General features: G+C 71.3%; 18 protein-coding genes. 6 read left to right on the forward strand and 12 right to left on the reverse strand.

Annotated features, from left to right (window positions below):
• Positions 1-45: 45 nt before the first annotated feature.
• The 3 genes from dtd to IEY69_RS02170 form a co-directional block, all read right to left on the reverse strand.
• Positions 46-486, reverse strand: coding sequence for a D-aminoacyl-tRNA deacylase (gene dtd / locus IEY69_RS02160; protein ID WP_189071503.1), 441 nt, complete (start codon positions 484-486; stop codon positions 46-48).
• A gap of 1 nt (position 487) precedes the next feature.
• Positions 488-766 carry a DUF1844 domain-containing protein gene (locus IEY69_RS02165; protein WP_189071504.1) on the reverse strand — a complete coding sequence of 93 codons (279 nt, stop codon included), beginning with the start codon at positions 764-766 and terminating at the stop codon, positions 488-490.
• A gap of 191 nt (positions 767-957) precedes the next feature.
• The gene (locus IEY69_RS02170) at positions 958-1320 is read right to left on the reverse strand and encodes a hypothetical protein (protein ID WP_189071505.1); all 363 of its coding nucleotides are present in this window, start codon (positions 1318-1320) and stop codon (positions 958-960) included.
• Positions 1321-1797: 477 nt separating this feature from the next.
• Between IEY69_RS02170 and IEY69_RS02175 the strand changes: the two genes are divergently transcribed.
• Positions 1798-2424 carry a C40 family peptidase gene (locus IEY69_RS02175; protein ID WP_189071506.1) on the forward strand — a complete coding sequence of 209 codons (627 nt, stop codon included), beginning with the start codon at positions 1798-1800 and terminating at the stop codon, positions 2422-2424.
• 426 nt (positions 2425-2850) lie between these two features.
• On the opposite strand, the gene IEY69_RS02180 is transcribed toward IEY69_RS02175, so the two are convergent.
• The gene (locus tag IEY69_RS02180; RefSeq protein WP_189071507.1) at positions 2851-3270 is read right to left on the reverse strand and encodes a hypothetical protein; all 420 of its coding nucleotides are present in this window, start codon (positions 3268-3270) and stop codon (positions 2851-2853) included.
• A 63-nt stretch (positions 3271-3333) separates the two neighbouring features.
• On the opposite strand from IEY69_RS02180, the gene IEY69_RS02185 reads away from it, so the two are divergent.
• The 5 genes from IEY69_RS02185 to IEY69_RS02205 all read left to right on the forward strand — a co-directional run bounded on the left by IEY69_RS02185 (position 3334) and on the right by IEY69_RS02205 (position 10117).
• On the forward strand, positions 3334-4581 hold the full coding sequence (locus IEY69_RS02185) for a class I SAM-dependent methyltransferase (protein WP_189071508.1): 1248 nt from the start codon (positions 3334-3336) through the stop codon (positions 4579-4581).
• A gap of 460 nt (positions 4582-5041) precedes the next feature.
• Complete coding sequence (gene rpoD, locus IEY69_RS02190) at positions 5042-6481, forward strand: RNA polymerase sigma factor RpoD (RefSeq protein WP_444542397.1); 1440 nt, start codon at positions 5042-5044, stop codon at positions 6479-6481.
• Positions 6482-6615: 134 nt separating this feature from the next.
• On the forward strand, positions 6616-8049 hold the full coding sequence (locus IEY69_RS02195) for a DUF4129 domain-containing protein (protein ID WP_189071510.1): 1434 nt from the start codon (positions 6616-6618) through the stop codon (positions 8047-8049).
• Positions 8046-9008 carry an AAA family ATPase gene (locus IEY69_RS02200; RefSeq protein ID WP_189071511.1) on the forward strand — a complete coding sequence of 321 codons (963 nt, stop codon included), beginning with the start codon at positions 8046-8048 and terminating at the stop codon, positions 9006-9008. Before IEY69_RS02195 ends, IEY69_RS02200 begins: the two co-directional genes overlap by 4 nt.
• Entirely contained in the window at positions 9005-10117 is a 1113-nt protein-coding gene (locus tag IEY69_RS02205) for a DUF58 domain-containing protein (protein ID WP_189071512.1), read from the forward strand. Before IEY69_RS02200 ends, IEY69_RS02205 begins: the two co-directional genes overlap by 4 nt.
• A gap of 67 nt (positions 10118-10184) precedes the next feature.
• On the opposite strand, the gene IEY69_RS02210 is transcribed toward IEY69_RS02205, so the two are convergent.
• The 8 genes from IEY69_RS02210 to IEY69_RS02245 all read right to left on the reverse strand — a co-directional run bounded on the left by IEY69_RS02210 (position 10185) and on the right by IEY69_RS02245 (position 19400).
• Positions 10185-11330, reverse strand: coding sequence for a branched-chain amino acid ABC transporter substrate-binding protein (locus IEY69_RS02210; RefSeq protein WP_189071513.1), 1146 nt, complete (start codon positions 11328-11330; stop codon positions 10185-10187).
• A 263-nt stretch (positions 11331-11593) separates the two neighbouring features.
• A complete protein-coding gene (gene ftsZ / locus IEY69_RS02215; RefSeq protein WP_189072320.1) occupies positions 11594-12658 on the reverse strand; it encodes a cell division protein FtsZ in 1065 nt (354 codons plus the stop codon).
• Positions 12659-12812: 154 nt separating this feature from the next.
• Positions 12813-14153 carry a cell division protein FtsA gene (gene ftsA, locus IEY69_RS02220; protein WP_189071514.1) on the reverse strand — a complete coding sequence of 447 codons (1341 nt, stop codon included), beginning with the start codon at positions 14151-14153 and terminating at the stop codon, positions 12813-12815.
• A complete protein-coding gene (locus IEY69_RS02225) occupies positions 14150-14935 on the reverse strand; it encodes a cell division protein FtsQ/DivIB (RefSeq protein WP_189071515.1) in 786 nt (261 codons plus the stop codon). The genes ftsA and IEY69_RS02225 overlap by 4 nt, the downstream gene beginning before the upstream one ends.
• Positions 14932-15816 carry a UDP-N-acetylmuramate dehydrogenase gene (locus tag IEY69_RS02230; protein ID WP_189071516.1) on the reverse strand — a complete coding sequence of 295 codons (885 nt, stop codon included), beginning with the start codon at positions 15814-15816 and terminating at the stop codon, positions 14932-14934. The genes IEY69_RS02225 and IEY69_RS02230 overlap by 4 nt, the downstream gene beginning before the upstream one ends.
• Complete coding sequence (gene murC, locus IEY69_RS02235; RefSeq protein WP_373290968.1) at positions 15813-17252, reverse strand: UDP-N-acetylmuramate--L-alanine ligase; 1440 nt, start codon at positions 17250-17252, stop codon at positions 15813-15815. Before murC ends, IEY69_RS02230 begins: the two co-directional genes overlap by 4 nt.
• Positions 17253-17269: 17 nt before the next feature.
• A complete protein-coding gene (gene murG, locus IEY69_RS02240) occupies positions 17270-18415 on the reverse strand; it encodes an undecaprenyldiphospho-muramoylpentapeptide beta-N-acetylglucosaminyltransferase (RefSeq protein ID WP_189071517.1) in 1146 nt (381 codons plus the stop codon).
• Positions 18416-18629: 214 nt separating this feature from the next.
• Positions 18630-19400: an AIM24 family protein gene (locus IEY69_RS02245; protein WP_189071518.1), complete on the reverse strand. Its 771-nt coding sequence runs from the start codon at positions 19398-19400 to the stop codon at positions 18630-18632.
• Positions 19401-19417 lie beyond the last annotated feature (17 nt).

Raw genomic sequence — 19417 nt, forward strand, 5'->3', positions numbered from 1 at the left:
AGCCGCCCCCGCGCCCACATCCGGAGGCGGCGCCCTCGTGCCTGCTCAGTCGAGGTCGAGGGTCAGGGTGACGGGGCCGTCGTTGGTCAGGTCGATCACCATGTGCGCGCCGAAGACGCCCTCGCCGACCGGGAGGCCCAGGGCGCGCAGCGCGGCGTTGAAGGTGTGGTACAGCGCGCGGGCGTGGTCGGGGGGCGCGGCGGCGGTGAAGCTGGGGCGGTTGCCGCCGCGCGTGTCGGCGTACAGCGTGAACTGACTGACGCTCAGGATGCCGCCGCCGATGTCCTGCACGCTGCGGTTCATGCGGCCCTGGTCGTCGCCGAAGATGCGCAGCTTGGCGATCTTGGCGGCCATGGCGTGGGCGGTGGCGTCGGTATCGCCGGGCGCGACACCCAGCAGGACGAGCAGGCCCGGGCCGGTCTGGCCGGTCAGTTCACCGTCGACGGTGCAGGTGGCGCGGGTGACGCGCTGGAGGGTGGCCCGCACGTCAGTTGGTGTCAGTGCTGCTGGGCGCGGCGAGGCGTTCGCGGACGCTGGCGATCGCGTCGGTGAGCAGGTCCGCCTCGGTGAAGTCCAGGTTGCCGCGGGTCTTCTCGGCAAGCATGGTCAGGAGTTTCAGGCTGCGTTCGGCGGTCTGGCGGGCGCGGCGTTCTTCGAGCAGGCCGTCGCGGGCGGCGCTGGCGGTCGCGGCGTTCAGGTCGCCTAGGGCGGCCTCGGCGGTCGCCTGCAGGGAATTCACGAGTCCGACGAATTCGGGGTTCGACATGGCTGGAAGTGTAGCGGCTGCCAGTGGTTCGCCGCCCGCCTGCGGGGCAGGAGGCCTGCATACGGGTTCCGTCTGTTTCGTTCACAAACAGGAAGGACACCGGTTTGCCAACTCCACGCCCGGAACCCGTTTCTCTCCTGCTCGCTCTGCTCGGGTTGAAAGGTCTGCAAACCTTGCAACCGGAGTCCGTCTCAGCTCAGGCGGGGGCGTTTGCTGCGGGCCTCGCGGCGGGTTTTGGGGTCCAGCCCGATGAGCAGGAAGAAGTTCTCCAGAGCGTTTTCCTGGCCCTTGATGTCCGGGTGTTCGTGTTCGGGTGTGCCGGTGACGAAGGGCAGGGTGCGGTACAGCTCCAGGGCGTGGGTGATGACCTCGTCGGGGCCGTGGTCGTCGGCGAACGCGCCGAGGCGGGTGTAGACCTCGCGGCGGCTCTCGGCGTGTTTCAGGAACGCGTCGGGGTGGGGGGTTTCGCCCGCGCGGAGCATGTCCTGCCGGGCGATGCGGCGGTAGTGCTTGAGTCCGGTCTGGATCTGCTCGGTGGAGAGGATTTCCTTCATGCCGTCCTCCAGGGTACCCCGTGGGGTCGGGGGTGGGTCGGATGTGTCTGTTGGGTCGAGTATAGGCGGGCGTGTGGGGCGCCGGGTCGTGGAGCGCCCGGCGGATGGGGGGCATCGTGAGATCGTGCCCCCTCTGCATGATGATGTGCATGATGTGTAAGAAGTGACCGATGTGGCTGGGTGGATGAGGCGACCGGTCATCATCCGTTTGGGGGATGCTCATCACGGGTGCCGACGCGCCGTGAGAATCCTGAGGATGTGCCCTTTTCGCCAAATCCTGTCTGAGCTGTGCTGAACAGGCTTTCGGTCGCAATCTCATGCATGAGCTGGTTTCTGAGAATCATGGCCAGAACACTGATCGGCTGACTCATAAATCAGACTCAGAGGCGCATAGAGGACGTATAGGCGCATACTGCGCCCCCGAATGCGGATGAATTAAGGACGAATAAATAAAGGTAGGTTAAACTTTGCCTACCGATGAAAGCCACACGCACCCTCCTGACCCTCCTGGCCCTGTGCGGGACCGCCACCGCCGCCACCTACACCGTCAAGCCCGGCGACACCCTGTACTCCATCGCCAAGAGCACCGGCGTCGACGCCGCCAAACTGATGCAGATGAACAAACTGGGCAGCAGCACCATCCAGGTCGGTCAGAAACTGAGCACCGGCGGCGCGGCCCCCACTGCCCCCGCCGCGCGTCCCCAGGCCGCCGCGCCCGCCCCGGCCGCGACCGGCGGCGTCACCATCCGCGCCGCCGCCAGCCGCTTCCTCGGCGCCCGCTACGTCCTCGGCGCCACCGGCGGAGGCGCGCTTGACTGCAGCAGCTACACCATGAGCGTCTTCCGCCAGATGGGCATCAACCTGCCCCGCACCGCCGCCGCCCAGTGGCGCGTGGGCAGCGCCGTCAGCCGCCGCGACCTGCGCGCCGGGGACCTCGTGTTCTTCAACACCATGGGCCGCACCGCCAGCCACGTCGGCGTGTACCTGGGCGACGGCATGATGGCCAACGCCAACAGCTACCACGGCCGCACCATGATCGAACCCCTGTTCAGCAACTCGTACTGGGCCAGCCGATACGACGGCGCCCGCCGCGTCCTGAACTGAATCCAGCGCAGCGCTTTCATCGGACCCCCGCCCCCACCAGGGCGGGGGCGCTGCTTTTGTCCTCCGACCCGGTCGCTGATCCTGACCATGCGAGGTCGAGCCAAACCGACGCCGCGTCCATGGTCTGCACACACTCTCCCATCCGGGCGGAACTGCCGGATCCCGTCCTCAGCCCGGAGAGTGAGGTGTTGAATCCCGGTGTGCCACCGTGAGGGTGGTGTCCACCTCATCCTGCACCTTCGCGACCGGGTGGGGGAGACGGGGCACACGCCGTAGGCTCAGGCTGTCCGAGCCCCTGAATGACTGACCGGGTGCCAGGGGAACCCTGGCGGATCTGGTGAGCCCCTCGATCACCTGAATGCCTGCAGGATGCGGCGTCCCGTCCGAATCGGTCACTTCTCGGCGGCCCGGTAGAGTTCCTGCGCGTCAGCGTTGGCCGGACGAACTGAGCGTCACGAAGGTCCCCTCGCCCTGGTGCGCGGCGGTGTACAGGACGGTCTCGCCCGCGCGGGTCAGCATCGCCTCGACCTGAATTCCATCGTCGGGGCGGGCCCGCGTCACGGTGAATCCCTCTGCGACCAGGGCGTCCTGCAGGGCGCGCGGCTGCCAGGTGGACAGCGTGAACTGCTCCACGCGCGTCTCGCCGCGGCGCACCTCACGCCGCACCCCCTGGGACGCAGGGCAGGACGGAGTCGCCCCTGCGGGCATCGGCGCGGTCCCCCACACGCGGCCCGGCTGCGTGAAACAGTACTGGTCACCGCGCCACCGGGAACCGGTCTGCCACCAGGCCGTTACGCCGACCACGACGAGCAGGATGAACGCGGTGACCAGGGCAGCAGGGCGCATGCGCCGCAGCCTAGCGGACGCTGGCGTGACCGTGTGTCCTGCCCGGTGTGCGACTCTGTGGGGGTGACGCGCAGGCCCAAGCAGAAAATCCGTTTCAAGAATGACCGCCCCACCCCGGACCGTTCCCCGCAGGACCGCCCGTCGGTCCGCGCCGAGGGACAGCGGACCGAGCCGGCGCCCCCCGTGCAGTACTTCGAGGTGCGCCCCGCGAACCTCCCGCCCCGCCTGGACTCCCTGAAGGCCCTCACGAAGAGTGGCGTGCGCGGCTACCCGGAGGTGGACGCCGCGCAGGCCCTGCTGGCGGGCGTGATGCGCAAGGACCGCGTGCGCGGCGACGTGCTGGACCTGAGTGCCATGGGCGGCCTGCTGGGCAGCCTGCCCGGCGTGACCCTGCGCGCCGTGGAGGGCAGCGCCGCCGCCCTGACCGCACTGGCGGCAGCGGGACTGGACGCACACGCCGCCGTGCCCGGCGAGCCCCTGACGGACCGCTGGCCGGACCGCGCCCGGACGGTCGCGCTGATCCTGGCCGGCGACCGCGGGAATGCGTACGCGGCCGCGCAGGTCGCCTGGGCGCACGCGTGCACGCCCCCCGGCGGGACGCTGTACCTCGCCGGGGACCGCGACAAGGGCTTCGACCGCTACGTGCGGCTGGCCGGGAACGCGTTCGGTGCGGGCGAGGTCGTGGCCCGTGACGGCGGGATGCGCGTGGCGAAACTCATCCGCCGCCCCGGACCCACCCCGGCCCTGCCGGACCCCGAGCGTTTCGAGGCGTTCGGCGTGACCGTCGTGGGTCTGCCCGGCGTGTTCAGCGCCGCGAAACCCGACAAGGCCACCGCGCTGATGCTGGGCGCCCTGGAGCGCCTCGACCCGCACGGCGACGCGCTGAACGGGAAGGACGTGCTGGACCTGGGTTGCGGCACGGGTCTGATCGGCGCGTGGGCGGCGCGGCGCGGCGCGACCGTGACCCTGGTGGACGGCGACCTGCCCAGCGTCCGCAGCGCCGAGGCGACCCTGGCCGGCAGTGGCCTCAGCGGCGCGGCCGTTCACTCGGACGTGGACGCCGCCCTGGACCCGGAGGCGACCTTCGACGTGATCCTCACCAACCCGCCCTTCCACGTGGGGCGCGGCGTGGTGCTGGACGTCGCGCGGGAATTCATCGCCGCCGCCGCGCGCCGCCTGCGCCCCGGCGGGACGCTGCACCTCGTCGCGAACGACTTCCTGCCCTACGAGGCGGACCTGCGCGCCCTCGGGGAGGTCCGCGAGACACTGCGCGAGGCGGGCTTCAAGGTGCTGAGCGTCACGCGCTCCTGACCCCCGACCGGGGGGGTGGGAACCACACCCGACCCGCCCGCGTATTCCCCCTGTTGGCCCGGCGTTCCCCAGCCCCCCTCCCGCGTCACGACGCGGTGCGAGACGCGTTTGCTAGACTGACGCGTTCAGGTGCCCGGCGCACGGCCTGCCGCCCGCCGCCCGGACACCCCCCAACCCCACACGCACCCGCCCCGACCCCACCCCAGGAGGCCGCATGGCAGATTCCACAACCGCCCGCACCCGCAAGACCACCGACGTGAGCGCCGAAGGCAGCGACACGCCCAAACCCGCCGCGCGCGCCCGCACCCGCGTGGCCCCCGGTACCACCCCCAAACCCGTCACGACCGCCACCAGCCCCCTGCCCGCCAAACCGGCCCCCGCGAAGAAGGCCGCCAAGGCCGAGGCGGCCCCTGCCGAACCCGTCGCCGCCAAACCCGCTCCCAGCGCCGCGGCCCCCGTCGTGCCCGCCGAGACGGTCGAGGCCCCCACCAAGAAGGCGCCCGCGAAGAAGGCGGGTCCGAAGGCCGACGCGGCCGAGAAGCCTGCCAAGAAGCCTGCGGCGAAGAAAGCCGACGCCGCGGCGGACGCCCCCGAGAAACCCGCCAAGGCCGCCAAGCCCAGCGCCCGCGCGGCCAAACCGGCCGCGAAGCCCGCTGCGGGCCCCGCCAAGGGCGGCCCGGCCGAGAAGCCGTACTACGCGCACGCCAGCATTCAGGAGCTCCTGAAGGCGGGCCGCGCGGCTGGCGTGCTCTCCAGCGAGGACATCGCCACCGCGCTGGCCAGCGCCCTGGAAGCCAACGGCCTGGACCCTGAGAGCCCCGACGCCTTCGAGGACATGCAGCTGTTCCTCGCCGCGCAGAACATCGAGGTGCAGGACCTCGACGAGGACGAGGAAGAAGGCGAGGAGGAGGCCGCCGAGGACGGCCCGGCCGCCGCGCAGGACGACGACGAGGAGAAATACTTCGACGACATGCCCCGCGCCGTGTCCAACGACCCGGTCCGTCAGTACCTGCACGAGATCGGCCGCGTGCCCCTGCTGACCCTCGAGGAGGAAATCGCCCTGGCGCGCCGCATCGAGGAAGGCGAGGAGGCCCGCAAGGTGCTCGAGGAGGACCTCGAACTCGAGGACCGCGCCCGCCGCCGCCTGATGCGCCAGACCGAGGACGGCGCCGCCGCCCGCCAGGGCCTGATCGAAGCGAACCTGCGACTGGTCGTCAGCATCGCCAAGAAGTACACCGGGCGCGGCCTGGGCTTCCTGGACCTGATTCAGGAAGGCAACCAGGGCCTGATCCGCGCGGTCGAGAAATTCGAGTACCGCCGCCGCTACAAATTCAGCACGTACGCCACGTGGTGGATCCGGCAGGCCATCAACCGCGCCATTGCCGACCAGGCCCGCACCATCCGCATCCCGGTGCACATGGTCGAGACGATCAACAAACTGACCCGCACCGCCCGGCAGCTGCAGCAGGAACTGTCCCGCGAGGCCACCTACGAGGAGATCGCCGAGGCCATGGGTCCCGGCTGGGACGCCGCGAAGGTCGAGGAAGTGCAGAAGGTCAGCCAGGAACCCGTCTCGCTGGAAACCCCCATCGGGGACGAGAAGGACTCCTTCTACGGCGACTTCATCCCCGATGAGAACCTCGACAGTCCCGTCGAGAACGCCGCCAAGACCCTCCTCAGCGAGGAACTGGAAAAGGCCCTGTCGAAACTCACCGAGCGTGAGGCGATGGTCCTGAAGTTCCGCAAGGGCCTCGTGGACGGCCGCGAGCACACCCTGGAGGAGGTCGGGCAGCGCTTCAGCGTCACGCGTGAACGCATCCGCCAGATCGAGAACAAGGCGCTGCGCAAACTCAAGTACCACGAGAGCCGCACCCGCAAACTCCGCGACTTCCTCGACTGAAGTCTGTTTATCAGCGCCGCCCCGCGTCCTCACCGGACCGGGGCGGTCGTCTGCTGGTCCGGTCCGGCGGGGACGCGGGGCGCCCAGGATGTGCGGCAACTTCCACAAAGGTCCACGCGTATTCTCTGCCAGACATGACCGAACTGACCTCTCCGGTGCCGGACGACCTCGCCGCGCCCCGCACCGGCCCACCCCTGACCGCGTACGGCCTGGCGCTGCTGCCACTGGGGCTCGCGGGCCTGCTGCCCCTGTGGGGTGCGGCGCTCCTCTGCGGCCTGTTCGCCCTGGGCGTCCGCTTCCCCGTGTGGGCGCAGGCGCGGCTGCTCGGCACGCAGCTGATCGTCGGGCTGAGCGTCGCCGCGCAGGCCCCCGCCGCGCTCGGGCAGCCACGGCAACTGCTGGCTCTGGCCGGGACGTACCTGCTACTGAGCATGTCCGGGTTCGCCCTGAGTGCCGGAGCGCACGCACTGGAGGACGGCCGCCGCCGGGGCCTTCTGGCCCTGCTGCCGGGCCTGCTCGCGCCGCAGCCGGGGCTGATCGTGGCGCTGGCCGGGGGCGCCCTGGCGCGGCCCGCGCGGGACGCCCGCCACGCGCCTCAGGCGGCGCCCGGCTGGTGGACCTGGGTGGCGGGCGCCGCCCTGGCCGCCGCGCTGCTCGGCACCCTGCTGCCCATGCCACGCCCGGACATCGCGGGGGCCTTCCTGCCGACCACCACGCCGTCTGCCCAGGCCACCCGCGATGCCCAGGCGGCCCCGCCAGCGCCAGCGGTCCCCACGGCACCCTCCCGTCCCGGTACCGAGACCAGCTGGCTCGGCGTGCAGCTCGATGTGGGCGTGCCGCTGCTTCCGCCGGAGCTGGCGCTGGGCGTGGGCCTGCTGTGCCTGCTGGCGGCGGCAGGCGTGCCCCAGCTGCGCCGCCGCGCGGGCCGCCCGCCTCATCCCTCCGAGGTGCTGATGGCGGCCGGGTTGATCCTCACGGGCCTGCTGTGGTTCGCCTCCGCCGTCCTGCTGAACCTGGGGGGGAGCGCCCCCGGTTCGGCCGATTCGGGCGCGGCGCCGCCCCCGGATGAGGCGGCCCGTATGGCCGAGGCCGCCACGGAACCGGCGGCGCAGGTCATCAGCGTGAGCTGGCTCGCCCCGCTGGCTCAGCTGCTGGCGCTGGCAGGGCTGCTGATCGTTGGAGCCGTGCTGCTGGCCAACCGGCGCCGCACCGCTGCGCCCGTGACGGGCACCCCGGAGCATGACGACCTCCCCACTGCCTCCGCCCCGCCTGCCCCGCTGCACCGGGTCCGCGTCGCGTACCGCGAGGCGCTGGCTGCGTTGTCCGACGCTGGTCTGGGCCGCGCCGCGCACGAGACGCCCAGCGGGTACGCCGCGCGGCTCGGTGCCCGGCATCCGGACCTGGCGGACCCGCTGGGCACGCTGACCGCCCTGTACGAACCTGTCCGCTACGGCGGGCAGCTGACTGACGAGCAGGCCGGACAGGCCGAGCAGGCCGCCCGCGCTGTCCTCCAGATTATTCCGACCCTCCCACCCGAAGACTCCGCCGATCATAAGGACCTGTCATGACCCACACTGCACCCACGCCCGCCTTCGCCCGCTCGATTCTCGACAACGTCGCCCAGGTCCTGGTCGGCAAGGAGGACGTCACGCGCCTCGCGCTGGCGGGCGTCCTGGCCGGGGGGCACGTCCTGCTGGAGGACGCCCCGGGGACCGGCAAGACCATGCTGGCGCGCGCGCTGGCCGTCAGCCTGGGGCTGGACTTCCGGCGCGTGCAGTTCACGCCGGACCTGCTGCCCGGCGACGTGACCGGCGTGAGCGTGTACCGCCCGGACACCCACGAGTTCCGCTTCGTGCCGGGCCCGATCTTCACCGGGGTGCTGCTCGCGGACGAGATCAACCGCGCCACGCCCAAGACGCAGTCCGCGCTGCTGGAGGCCATGGCCGAGGGGCAGGTCACGGAGTCCGGCGTGACCCACCCACTGCCCGCGCCGTTCGTGGTGATCGCCACGCAGAACCCCGTCGAGCACGAGGGCACCTACCGCCTGCCCGAGGCGCAGCTGGACCGCTTCCTGCTGAAACTCTCGGTCGGGTACCCCACGCCGGAAGAAGAGGTGCGGATGCTGGGCCGCCTGCAGGGCGAGCATCCCATCGGCGCGCTGCGGGCGGTGACGACCCCGGCGGCGCTGCTGGACGCGCAGGAGGCCGTGCGGCGCGTGTTCGTGTCGGAACCCGTGCGGGCGTACGTCGCGGGCCTGAGCGCCGCCACGCGGGCGCACCCCCTGGTCACGCTGGGCGGCGGGCCGCGCGCCAGCCTGGGATTGCAGGGCACGGCGCAGGCGCTCGCGTGGCTCGCGGGGCGGACGTTCGTCACGCCGGACGACGTGCAGCGCGCCGCGACCGGCGTCCTCGCGCACCGCCTGAGCCTGCGCATCGAGGCGCGCCTCCAGGGGCAGAGTGCCGAAGGCATCGTCGCGGAGGTCCTGCGCGCCCAGCCGGTCCCGGTCGAGGACGCCGCGCACGCATGACCGCCGCGCTGCTGTGGCTGGCCCTGATCCTCGCGGTGACGGGCGGCCTGTGGGGGCTGGCCCGCCGCCCGCCCCGCGTGACCGTCACGCGTGACGTCCCGGGCAGCGGCTTCGAGGGCGGCCAGCTGCCCCTGACCGTCACCGTCACCGTGCAGTCGCGCCGACCCCTGCGCGTGACGCTCAGCGACCCCACCCCGCGCGGCGTGGTGCCCGGCCATGAACTGACCGCCGCCGCGCTGCACGTCGGGCAGACCACGCACACCTTCACGACCACGCTGCGCCTGAACCGCCGTGGCCATTTCGAGTGGCCGGGCCTGGACCTCGCCTGGGCAGACCCGCTGGGGCTGTTCTGGCGGCAGACCACCCTGCCCGCCACGACCGCCGTCACCGTGTACCCCGGCACGCACGGCCTGCTCCTGCCGGACCTGCTGCGCCCCCTCCTCTCCGAGGGGACCCTGTCGCGCCAGCTGGGCCTGGACGACCCCCTCAGCCTGCGCAGCGCCCGCGAGTACGTCACCGGGGACGCGCCGGGCCGCATCCACTGGCGCCTCAGCGCCCGCCGGGGCGAACTAGTCGTCCGGGAACCCGAACGCACCGCCGCCAGCAGCCTGACCGTCTTCGTGGACGCCAGCGCCGGGGGCAGCACCTTCGTGGACAGCGCCGCCCGACTCGCCGCCAGCCTCCTGCGCGAGGGCCAGACCCTGGGCCTCCCGGTCGCCGCTGCCGCCGGGGGAGAGGTCACGCCCGCCGGGCGCGGCACCGACGCCCTGCACGCCGCGCTGCACCTGCTCGCCTGCGTGCAACCGGACCCTGACCAGCCCCGCCTGCCCGCCACGCGCGCCGGGGGGAACCTGATCATCCTCACCGCCCGCCCCAGCGCCGACCTGACCACCCAGGCGCTGCACGCCCGCGCGACCGCCAGCCGCGTCAGCATCGTCGCCATTCCCGAGGGCTTCTACCTGGAACCCGGCGAGCAGCCCCGGCGGCAGTGGGCGGGCCTGCCGGACGCCGTACGGGATCTGGAACGCCGCGCCGCTGTGCTGGCCGAATCCGGCATCCTGGTGTACGTCCTGCGCGGCAACCAGAGCGTCCTGACCCTGGCCGGCTGACCCTGACGGCACGAGGCGGCGGGCGGCCCCGGATCAGAGGGGCCGCCCGCCACATGTCTCTCTGAAGTCAGCGGCGGGGCGTCACGTTCACGCTGGTGCTCAGGCTGACCTTCCCACCCGTGAGCTTCATCACGTACAGCTTCGCGCTCTGCCGGTCCCCGCGCGCATCGAACGTCACGCTGCCAGACAGCAGGCCGGCGTACGTTCCGGCGCGCACCGCCGATTCCACCTGCGCGCGGCTGGGCACCTTCCCGCCGTTCGTCTTGGCGGCGTTCAGGATGCCCTGCAGCGCCACGCGGGCCGCGTCGTACGCGAACGCCGCGAAGCCCTGCGGGTCGGTCCCGAACGCCTTGCGGTACGACCCAGCGAACGTCTTCGCGGCCGGCAGGGCACTCAGCGGCGCGGACACGGTCGTGTAGTACACGTTCGTGCCGCCCACCCCGGCCACGCGCGCCAGGTCCGGGCTGTCCAGGCCGTCGCCGCCCACCACGGGCGCCGTGACGCCCGCGCCGCGTAGCTGCGCCAAGAACACGCCCACCTGGTTGTACACACCGCCGAAGTAGATCGCGTCCGGCTTCTGCAGGCGGATCTTGGCGATCACGCCGCTGAAGTCGCTCTTCTCCTCGGTGCCCTCGTTCGCCAGGACCTTCACGCCGCGCGCCCTGAGGGTCTTCTCGACCTCGGCGGCCAGCCCCTCGCCGTACGCGGTCTTGTCGTTCAGGACGTACACCCGCTTCGCCTTCAGCGTTCCGGCCAGGAACGCCGCTCCGGCCGGACCCTGCGCGTCGTCACGTGGGACGATCCGACTCACGTTCTTCAGGCCGCGGTCCGTCACCTGATTCGCGGTGCTGCCCGAGTTCACGACCGCCACGCGGCTGGCACTCAGCGCGGCGGTCGCGGGGATGGTCACGCCGCTGTTCAGCGCGCCCACCACCGCGAGCACCTGACGGTCGGCGGCGATCTTGCGCGCGGCGGCCGTGCCGGTCGCGGGGTCCGCCTGATCGTCGAAAGCCACGAGGCTCAGGCGGAAGCCCAGCTTCGCGAAGCGGGGCGCGTACTCGTTCACGGCCAGCTGCGCGCCGTTGCGGACCTGCACGCCCAGGTTGCTGATCGAACCGGACAGCGGACTGATCGTTGCGAGCTTCACGGTCGTGGTCTGGGCGGAGGCGCCGGCACTCAGGGCCAGCAGGGACAGGGTCAGGATGCGCTTCATGGGAACTCCTCGGGGACCGCCGGCCCCCGGGGGCTGACGAGACAGGGATCAGGATTGTGGAGCGGCAGCGGGATCAGGCCCACTGCCGGGCCGAGGGTCCAAGATAGGCGGCCCGGGCGGGTTCGCCCAGGGATGTCCGGACAAATGCACCCGCGTGAAGGCCGGTGTGTCTACACAGCTGTGCGCCACGCCTGCTGACGAGTGCCGGACCCCACCAGCAAAAACCCCCACCGCCAGGGTGGGGGAGGGGCTGAACGCCGAGGTCAGTCGCGGTCGACGTTGCGCAGGAACGCGGGAATGTCGTAGTCCTTCGGGTCGTAGCTGCTGCCGCCCCGCACCGGTTTGACGATCGTGTCGATCACGCTGGACCGCGGCCCGCCGGCGACGGTGACCGGCATATCGTTGAAACCGGTGGCGATGACGGTGACGCGCACCTCGTCCCCAGCGTCCTCGTCGGGGGTGATGCCGAACAGGATGTCGGGTTCCTCGAAGCCCGTGGCCTCGCGGATCTTCTCGACGATCTCGTTCGCGTCCGTCATGCTCAGGTCGTAGCTGCCGGTCACGTTCACCAGAATGCGGCGCGCGCCCTCGATGCCACGTTCGAGCAGCGGGCTGTGGATGGCGCTCATGGCGGCTTCCTCGGCGACCTTCTCGCCGCGCCCGGCGCCGATGCCCATCAGGACCGTGCCGCTGTTCGCGAGGAGGTTGCGGACGTCCGCGAAGTCCAGGTTGATCATGCCCTCGACGTTGATCACGTCGCTGATGCCCTTCACGCCGTAGTACAGCACGCGGTCGGCGATCAGGAACGCCTCGCGGAACGAGACCTTCTTGTCCACGGCAGTCAGCAGCTTCTCGTTGTTCACGACGATCATGCCGTCCACGCGGTCCGCGAGCTTGCTGATGCCTTCTTCCGCCACGCGCAGGCGCTTGGGTCCCTCGAAGCGGAAGGGGCGGGTGACGATCGCGACCGTCAGGATGCCCATCTCACGGGCGATCTCCGCGACGACGGGCGCGCTGCCGGTCCCGGTCCCGCCGCCCATCCCGGCGGTGATGAACAGCATGTCGGTCCCCTCGAGGTACTCCTTGATGCGCTCGCGGTCTTCCAGGGCGGCCTTCTCGCCCACTTCGGGGTCCGCACCGGCGCCCAGGCCGCGGGTCAGGCGGTCGCCGAGCTGAATGCGGATCTCCGCGTGACTCTTGGCGAGCACCTGCGCGTCCGTGTTCCCGGCGATGAACTCCACGCCTTCAAGTCCCGATTCAATCATGCGGTTGACGGCATTGTTGCCCGCCCCGCCCAAGCCGATCACGCGAATTCTGGCCGCTTGCATCATCTCTCCTTACCACGGGCCGCCTGAAGTTCAGGCTGGCCCCGTTGACTGCTTGGCAGTTTAGCGCACGATAGCAGCCGCGCCCCCGCAAGTGGCGGGCGGGGAGCAGGGGCTGAACCGAGCGGTCCGCACACCTGCTCCCCGCAGGGAACGGTTACATCCAGTCCTTGAACCAGTTGCGCATCTTGTCGATCAGACTCGGACTGTCCTTATCCTTGTCCCGGGCGGCCGGGCGCGGCTCGCTCACGTCCGGGGTGGCGGCGGGCGGCGCCGTCACGTTCACCGGGGGCGGTGCCGGAGGCTGGGCGGCCGGCGCCACGCTGTCCACGAAGGTCATGGTCGGCAGGCGGCCGTCCTCCCCGATGCCGTACAGCACCAGGCCGACGCTGCCCGCGTGCCCGGGTCCACTGACGATGTCGGTCAGTCCACCGATGCCGCGCGGACGGCCCACCCGCACCGGCAGGCGGAAGCGGTCACGGGCGAGTTCCGGCGTGCCGCGCAGCAGCGCCGCGCCGCCCGTGAGGATCACGCCGTTCGCGACGAGTTCCACGGGCCCGAGGGTCTGGTCGATCTCGTCGCGGATCATGCCGAAGATCTCCGCCAGACGCGGCTTGATCACGCGGGACAGTTCGAACGCCGTGATGGCGTGCGTGCTGCCCGACGAGGTCGTGATCTCCAGCGTGAGGTCCTGATCGGCCAGTTCCGGCAGGGCCGCGCCGTAGCGCCGCTTGACGTTCTCGGCCTCCTCCATGGGGATCTTCAGGATCTGTGCGAGGTCCGCCGTGACGTGATCCCCGCCGATCGGAATGCACGCCGAGTGCGCGAGGTTCCCGCGCTTGAACACGGCCACGTCGGTCGTCCCGCCGCCCATGTCCACCACGATGACCGTCTGCGCCTGCTCACCGGCCTCCAGGGTGGCCAGGCCGCTGGCCAGCGCGTGCAGCGCGAAGCCCTCGACCCGCAGGCCCGCCTCCTGCACGCAGCGGCGCAGGTTCAGCAGCGGCCCGGCCGTCCCGGCGACGATGTGCACGTCGACCTCCAGGCGCACGCCGTGCATACCGACCGGGTTCTTGATGCCCTCCTGGCCGTCCACGACGTACTCCTGCGGAAGGGTGTGGATGATCTCCAGGTTGGGGTCGAGCGGCACGGCGCGGGCGTTCTCGATGGCGCGGTCCACGTCGGTCTGTCCGATCTCCTGATTGCGGCGGATGGCGGCCAGGCCGTGGCTGGTGATGGCCTTGGCGTGATTGCCGGCCACAGTCACGAACACCGACTCGACCTTGACGCCGCTGACCCGCTCGGCGCTCTGCACCGACTGCCGGATGGCGTGCGTGGCCCGCTCGAGGTTCACGACCGAGCCGCGTTTCATGCCCTCGCTGGGCACGGTTCCTTCGCCGATGATGTCGACGTTGCCGTTCTGGCCGACCTCGCCGATCACGGTGGTGATTTTCGTGGTCCCGATGTCCAGGCCGACGATGATGCTGTTTTCCTTCATTCCTGGACGCTCACCCCCCAGGGGTAGATGTAAATGTCACTGTCTGGATACATGCTGATACTCCCAGCATACTTCACGAGGGCGCGCAGGTCGCCACTCCACACCGATGAGGAGCGGAGTTTCACGGTCACGCCCGAGGGCGTATACATGACCGACTGCACATTGTAGCGGGCCAGAGTGTCCAGGAGGTGCAACACTTCCGGTACCCGGTCCGGTCCCCACCCACGGATCAGAGGCAGCTGAGCGGTGCCCGTCGCGCCCGGCAGCACCGTCCCGTCCCGGGCCAGGGTCACGACGACACCGTCCCGCCGCTGATACCGGGCGCGGGGGGTACGCTCCGTCACCTGAATCGCCACCCTGTCCGGGAAGGTCCGCGTGACCACCGCCGACTGCACCCACGGACTGTCCAGCAGCCCCCGCGCACGCCAGCGGCCGTAGTACAGCCAGCCGAACTCGCCGTCCAGTCCGGCCAGCGCGCGCACCCGCGCCTCGCTCAGACGCGACTGACCGGCGACCGTGACGGTCCTCACCGGCAGCGCGAACCAGGCGCCCACCCCCGCGCCCACCAGCAGCAGGGCCGCCAGGGCGCCATACAGCGGCCGACGTGACCGGCGACGCCGCTGCGGCGGAACCGCCTCTGACGCCGAATCCGGGTCGGGTTCGGGAAGCGGACGGCCGGGAAAGGACAGGTCCACCACCGACCCCGCCTCGGCGGGCAGAGGATCGGCCGACGATTCCAGGCGCCGGTTGCGGGGCCGGTCCCCCCGGACCGGGCCGGTCATGCTGGGGTCACCTCCGGCCACAGTTCGTACTCCAGTTCCATCGGGACCGGCACGCGCTCGCGGATGATGCCCAGCAGGGCGTGCACATCGGCGGCGGTCGCGCCGCCCAGGTTCACGATGAAGTTCGCGTGTTCCGGCGCGATCAGCGCGTTGCCGACGCGGGTGCCCTTCAGGCCCGCCTCGTCGATGAGCTTCCCGGCGCTGACGCCACCGGGGTTCTTGAACGCGCAGCCCGGCGTCTTCATCTTCGGCTGGCCCTTGCGGGCCTGATCCGCGAAGTCCATCTTCGCCAGGACCTCGTCGGGCGCGGCGCGGCGCAGTTTCAGGCGCACGCGGGTCACGACGTGATTGCGCGGGATGCCGCTGTTGCGGTACCCCCAGTTCAGGTCGTCCGGCGTGACCTGCCGCAACCCCTCGGGCGTGACGATCTCCAGGGTGTGCAGGCCGTCGAACATCTCGCCGTAGCGGGTCCCGGCGTTCATCCACACCGCGCCGCCCACCTGCGCCGGAATGCCGACGGTGCCCTCCAGGCCGCTCAGGCCCATTTTCTGCAGCTGGCGGATCAATCCAGGCAGGGGCACGCCGCCGCCCACCCAGCCGGTCACGATCCAGGTGTCGTCACTCAGGGCCGGGTCCGGGGTCAGGTCACGCTCGGCCAGCGGGCCGCTCAGACGGATCACTCGCTCCGGCACGCCCTCATCCGCGATCACGAGGTTGCTGCCGCCCCCCAGCACGCGGTAGGGCTGCTCCATGGCCTCGCGCAGCTGCTCGTGCGTCTCGACGAACCACACCTCGGCCTCGCCGCCCACGCCCAGCGTCGTGAAGCGCGCCAGGGGCAGCCGCTCCACGCGCGCGCCCGCGCGGCTGAGCGTGCCGGTCACAGCGTCCCCACCAGTTCACGCGACAGTTTCCACACGTCGCCCGCGCCCATCGTGACGATCAGGTCGCCGGGCCCGGCAGTCTCGCGCAGCACGCGCAGCACCTCGGCGCGGTCGGGCAGGTAGCGCACGCCCGCGTGACCCCCGGCGATCATGCGGTCACTGATCAGCGTGGCGTGAATGCCGGGAATGGGCGTCTCGCTGGCCGCCGCGATGTCCAGCAGCAGCACCTCGTCCGCGTCCATCAGCGCGTCCGCCAGGCGCGGCCAGGACTGCTGCGTGCGCAGGTACCGGTGAGGCTGGAACACCACCCGCACGCGCCGCCCCGTCTGCCGGGCCGCCTGCACCGCCGCCGCGACCTTCGTGGCGTTGTGCGCGTAATCGTCGATCACCAGCGCACCGTTCAGTTCCCCGATGCGCTGCCAGCGCCGCCCCGGACCTCGGAACTCCGCCAGCGCCGCCGCCGCCTGCGCCACATTCCCGCCGTGCAGGTCCACGACCGCCAGCGCCGCCAGCGCGTTCAGGACGTTATGCAGGCCAGGCAGCGCCACGCGCGCCTCTGCCAGCGGCTCACCCCGGCGCAGCACCGTGAACGTCGTGCCGTCCGCGTCCGGGCGCAGGTTCACCGCGCGGTAGTCCGCCCCCTCGGCCTGCCCGTACGTCAGGCGCTCACGGGCGCCCCCGCACAGTTCATCCAGGCCGGGCCAGTCGGCGCACAGCAGCACCCGGCCCGACTGCGCCACGAAACGCGCGAACGCCGCGTGCTGCTCCTCCACCGTCTCCCAGTAGGTGGCCTGGTTGCCGCCCACATGGTCGTCCTCGGCGTTCGTGAACACCGCCGTGCCCGCCGCCAGCGCCGCGAAGCCCCTGTCCGACTCGTCCACCTCGGCCACGAAGGGACCGCTGCCGGTGCGGGCGTTGCTGCCGAACTCCGGCACGATCCCGCCCACGAACGCCGACGGGTCCAGGTCCGCCCCGGCCAGCGCCACGGCGATCATGCTGGTCGTGGTCGTCTTGCCGTGCGTGCCGATCACGCCGATGCTCGTCCCGGCCCGCAGCAGCGCGTCCAGCAGGGCCATGCGCGGCCGGATCTCCACGCCCGCCGCGCGCGCCGCCACCAGCTCCGGATGGTCCTTCGGAACCGCTTCCGACGCGACCAGCACGTCGATACGGCCGAAGGGCTCGTCGGTCACGTGCGCCGCCGAGTGCTCCGGCGCGACCGGAATGCCCTCCTGCGACAGGCGCGCCGTGAGGTCCGTGACGTGCTCGTCACAGCCGCTCACACGGTGCCCCTGCGCCGACAGCAGCCGCGCGAAGGCACTCATGCCAATGCCGCCCGCCCCCATCAGGTGATAGTGCAGGGCCTCGGGACGGGAAGAATCGATTGAGGACGCCGCGGCCACGCCGGGCGGGAAAACAGCTTCAGGAAGGTCAGTCATGATCGGGTGGGGGCCCATTAACGCAGGTGCCGTTCGATCAGGTCCGCAAAACGCCCCGCCGCACCCGTCTGGGCCCGCCCGAGCGCCGCCTCTGCCATCGAGGCGCGCGTCCCCGCTGCCGCACACTCTAACACCGCCCGCCCCAGCGCTTCCGAGGCGTTCTTCTGCTCCACCACGAGCCCCGCCCCCGCCGACTGCACCGCCTGCGCGTTATGGAACTGATGGTTCTCCGCCGACTCCGGCAGCGGCACCATGATCAGCGGCACCCCGTGATACGCCGCCTCCGCCAGCGTGCTCGTGCCCGCGCGCGTGACCGCGAGGTCCGCCACGGACCACGCTGCTACGGCGTCCACGAAGCCCGCCGCCTCGTACCACTCCAGGTCCTGCACGCCCGGCGCGACCTCCGAGAGCCAGCGCGGCCCGGTCGAGTGCAGCACCTGCACCCCACCCCCCGCGCCCCCCGCACCCGTGAAGTCCAGATCCACCAGCCCGCGCGACGGCGCGCTCCCCGGCGGCAGCAGCCCCTCCGGGCCGAACACGTGCCGCAGTACGTCCGGCACCGTCTGGTTCAGGAACAGCGACCCCTGCGACCCGCCCATCACGAAGATCGTCAGCGGCCCCTCCTGCAAGCCCAGGCGCGCCAGCGCCTCCGCGCGCGGCAGGCGCTCCTCACGCACCGGCATGCCCACCATCGTCGCCAGCGCCGGGTCCAGGCCGATCACGCGCTCGTACGCCGTGCCCACCGCCCGCGCCTTGCGGACCGCCAGCCGCTGCGTCAGGCCCAGCCGGGCATTCTGCTCGTGCAGCACCGTCGGCACACCCAGACTCTGTGCGGCCAGCACCCCCGGCAGGCTCGCGAAGCCGCCGTACCCCACCACCACGCCCGGCTTCAGGCGCCCCAGCAGCGAGCGGGCCTGCAGCACGCCCTGACCGGCCCGCAGCAGCTCCCGCGGGTCCGGGCGGCCCTGCCCGCTGCGCGCCAGTTTCCCGGCGTCCACGCCCTCGAACGGCAGGCCCTGCTCGCGCGCCACGCGCTCCTCCATGCCCCCACGCTGCCCCAGCAGCAGCACCTTATGCCCTCGGCGCGACAGCTCCCGCGCCGTCGCCACCGCCGGATAGATGTGCCCCCCCGTGCCCCCCGTCGCCATCACAACCAGACTCATCGCGGGCGAGTCTAGCCCGTCAGGGGTGTGGGTTGTAGGCAGTGGGAAGTGGTGAGTGGTGAGTGGGCAGTGGAACCCGAGCCGCTCAGTCGGGAGCGGTCATGGGGCAACGACAGGAAGGGGAGACGACCACACCGCGTCGCCTCCCCCCAGGACACGGGGCGGGTCATCCAGCCGACCCACTCCCCACTGCCCACTCCCTACTGCCCCAAGCTCAGTCGAACAGGTCACCCAGCGCGCGGCCCACGCCGCCGCTGCTGTGGCTGTCGCCGCCGACCATCCCGGCGTCGAACTCCTCGTACGGCTGCACGACCACGAAGCCGTCGCCCTGGAAGACCATCTGGTACGTCTCGCCGCCGCCGCGGCCGAACATGCTGCGCAGGCTGGGATCCATCCGCAGCTGCGGCTGCAGGTTCCCGCTCCAGGCGATCGTGGCGTTCGGATCGGTGAAGATCGGCTCGTTATGCGTCACGCGCAGCGTCAGCGGCTTGCCGTGGCTGAGGATCGCGACCATGCCGTGCCCGTGCACGCGCACGCTGAACAGCCCGCCGGCCGCCATGCCCGCGATGCGGCGCTGCATGGTGATGTCGTACTGCACGGTGTCCTCGAAGGCCAGCAGGTCGTTGCCGTTCACGTTCAGCGCGTCGCCCTGCAGGCGCAGGATCTGCACCTCCTTGCCCTGATCGGCGAGGTACGCCACGCCGCGCCCCTCGATCTTCGCCAGGGGGCTCATCTCCTGCGACACGGCGCGCTTCAGGGCCTTCATCAGGCCGCCTTCGAGCATGCCTTCACGCGTGAACGAGAGGTTGCCCTTGTAGGCGACCATGGCGCCCAGCTTGCTCCAGATGCGGCCGTTGACCTTGACCTCCAGCATCTTGCTGCTTTCCAGCTCGAACACCTCGCCGGGGTTGTCCCGCTCGGCGGTCTGCGCGATGAAGTCACGGAGGCTGTACGTGCCGTCACTGCCGGGATGCATGTTCGTCATGACACCACAGTACGACG

Source organism: Deinococcus sedimenti (assembly GCF_014648135.1).
GTDB classification, from domain to species: domain Bacteria; phylum Deinococcota; class Deinococci; order Deinococcales; family Deinococcaceae; genus Deinococcus; species Deinococcus sedimenti.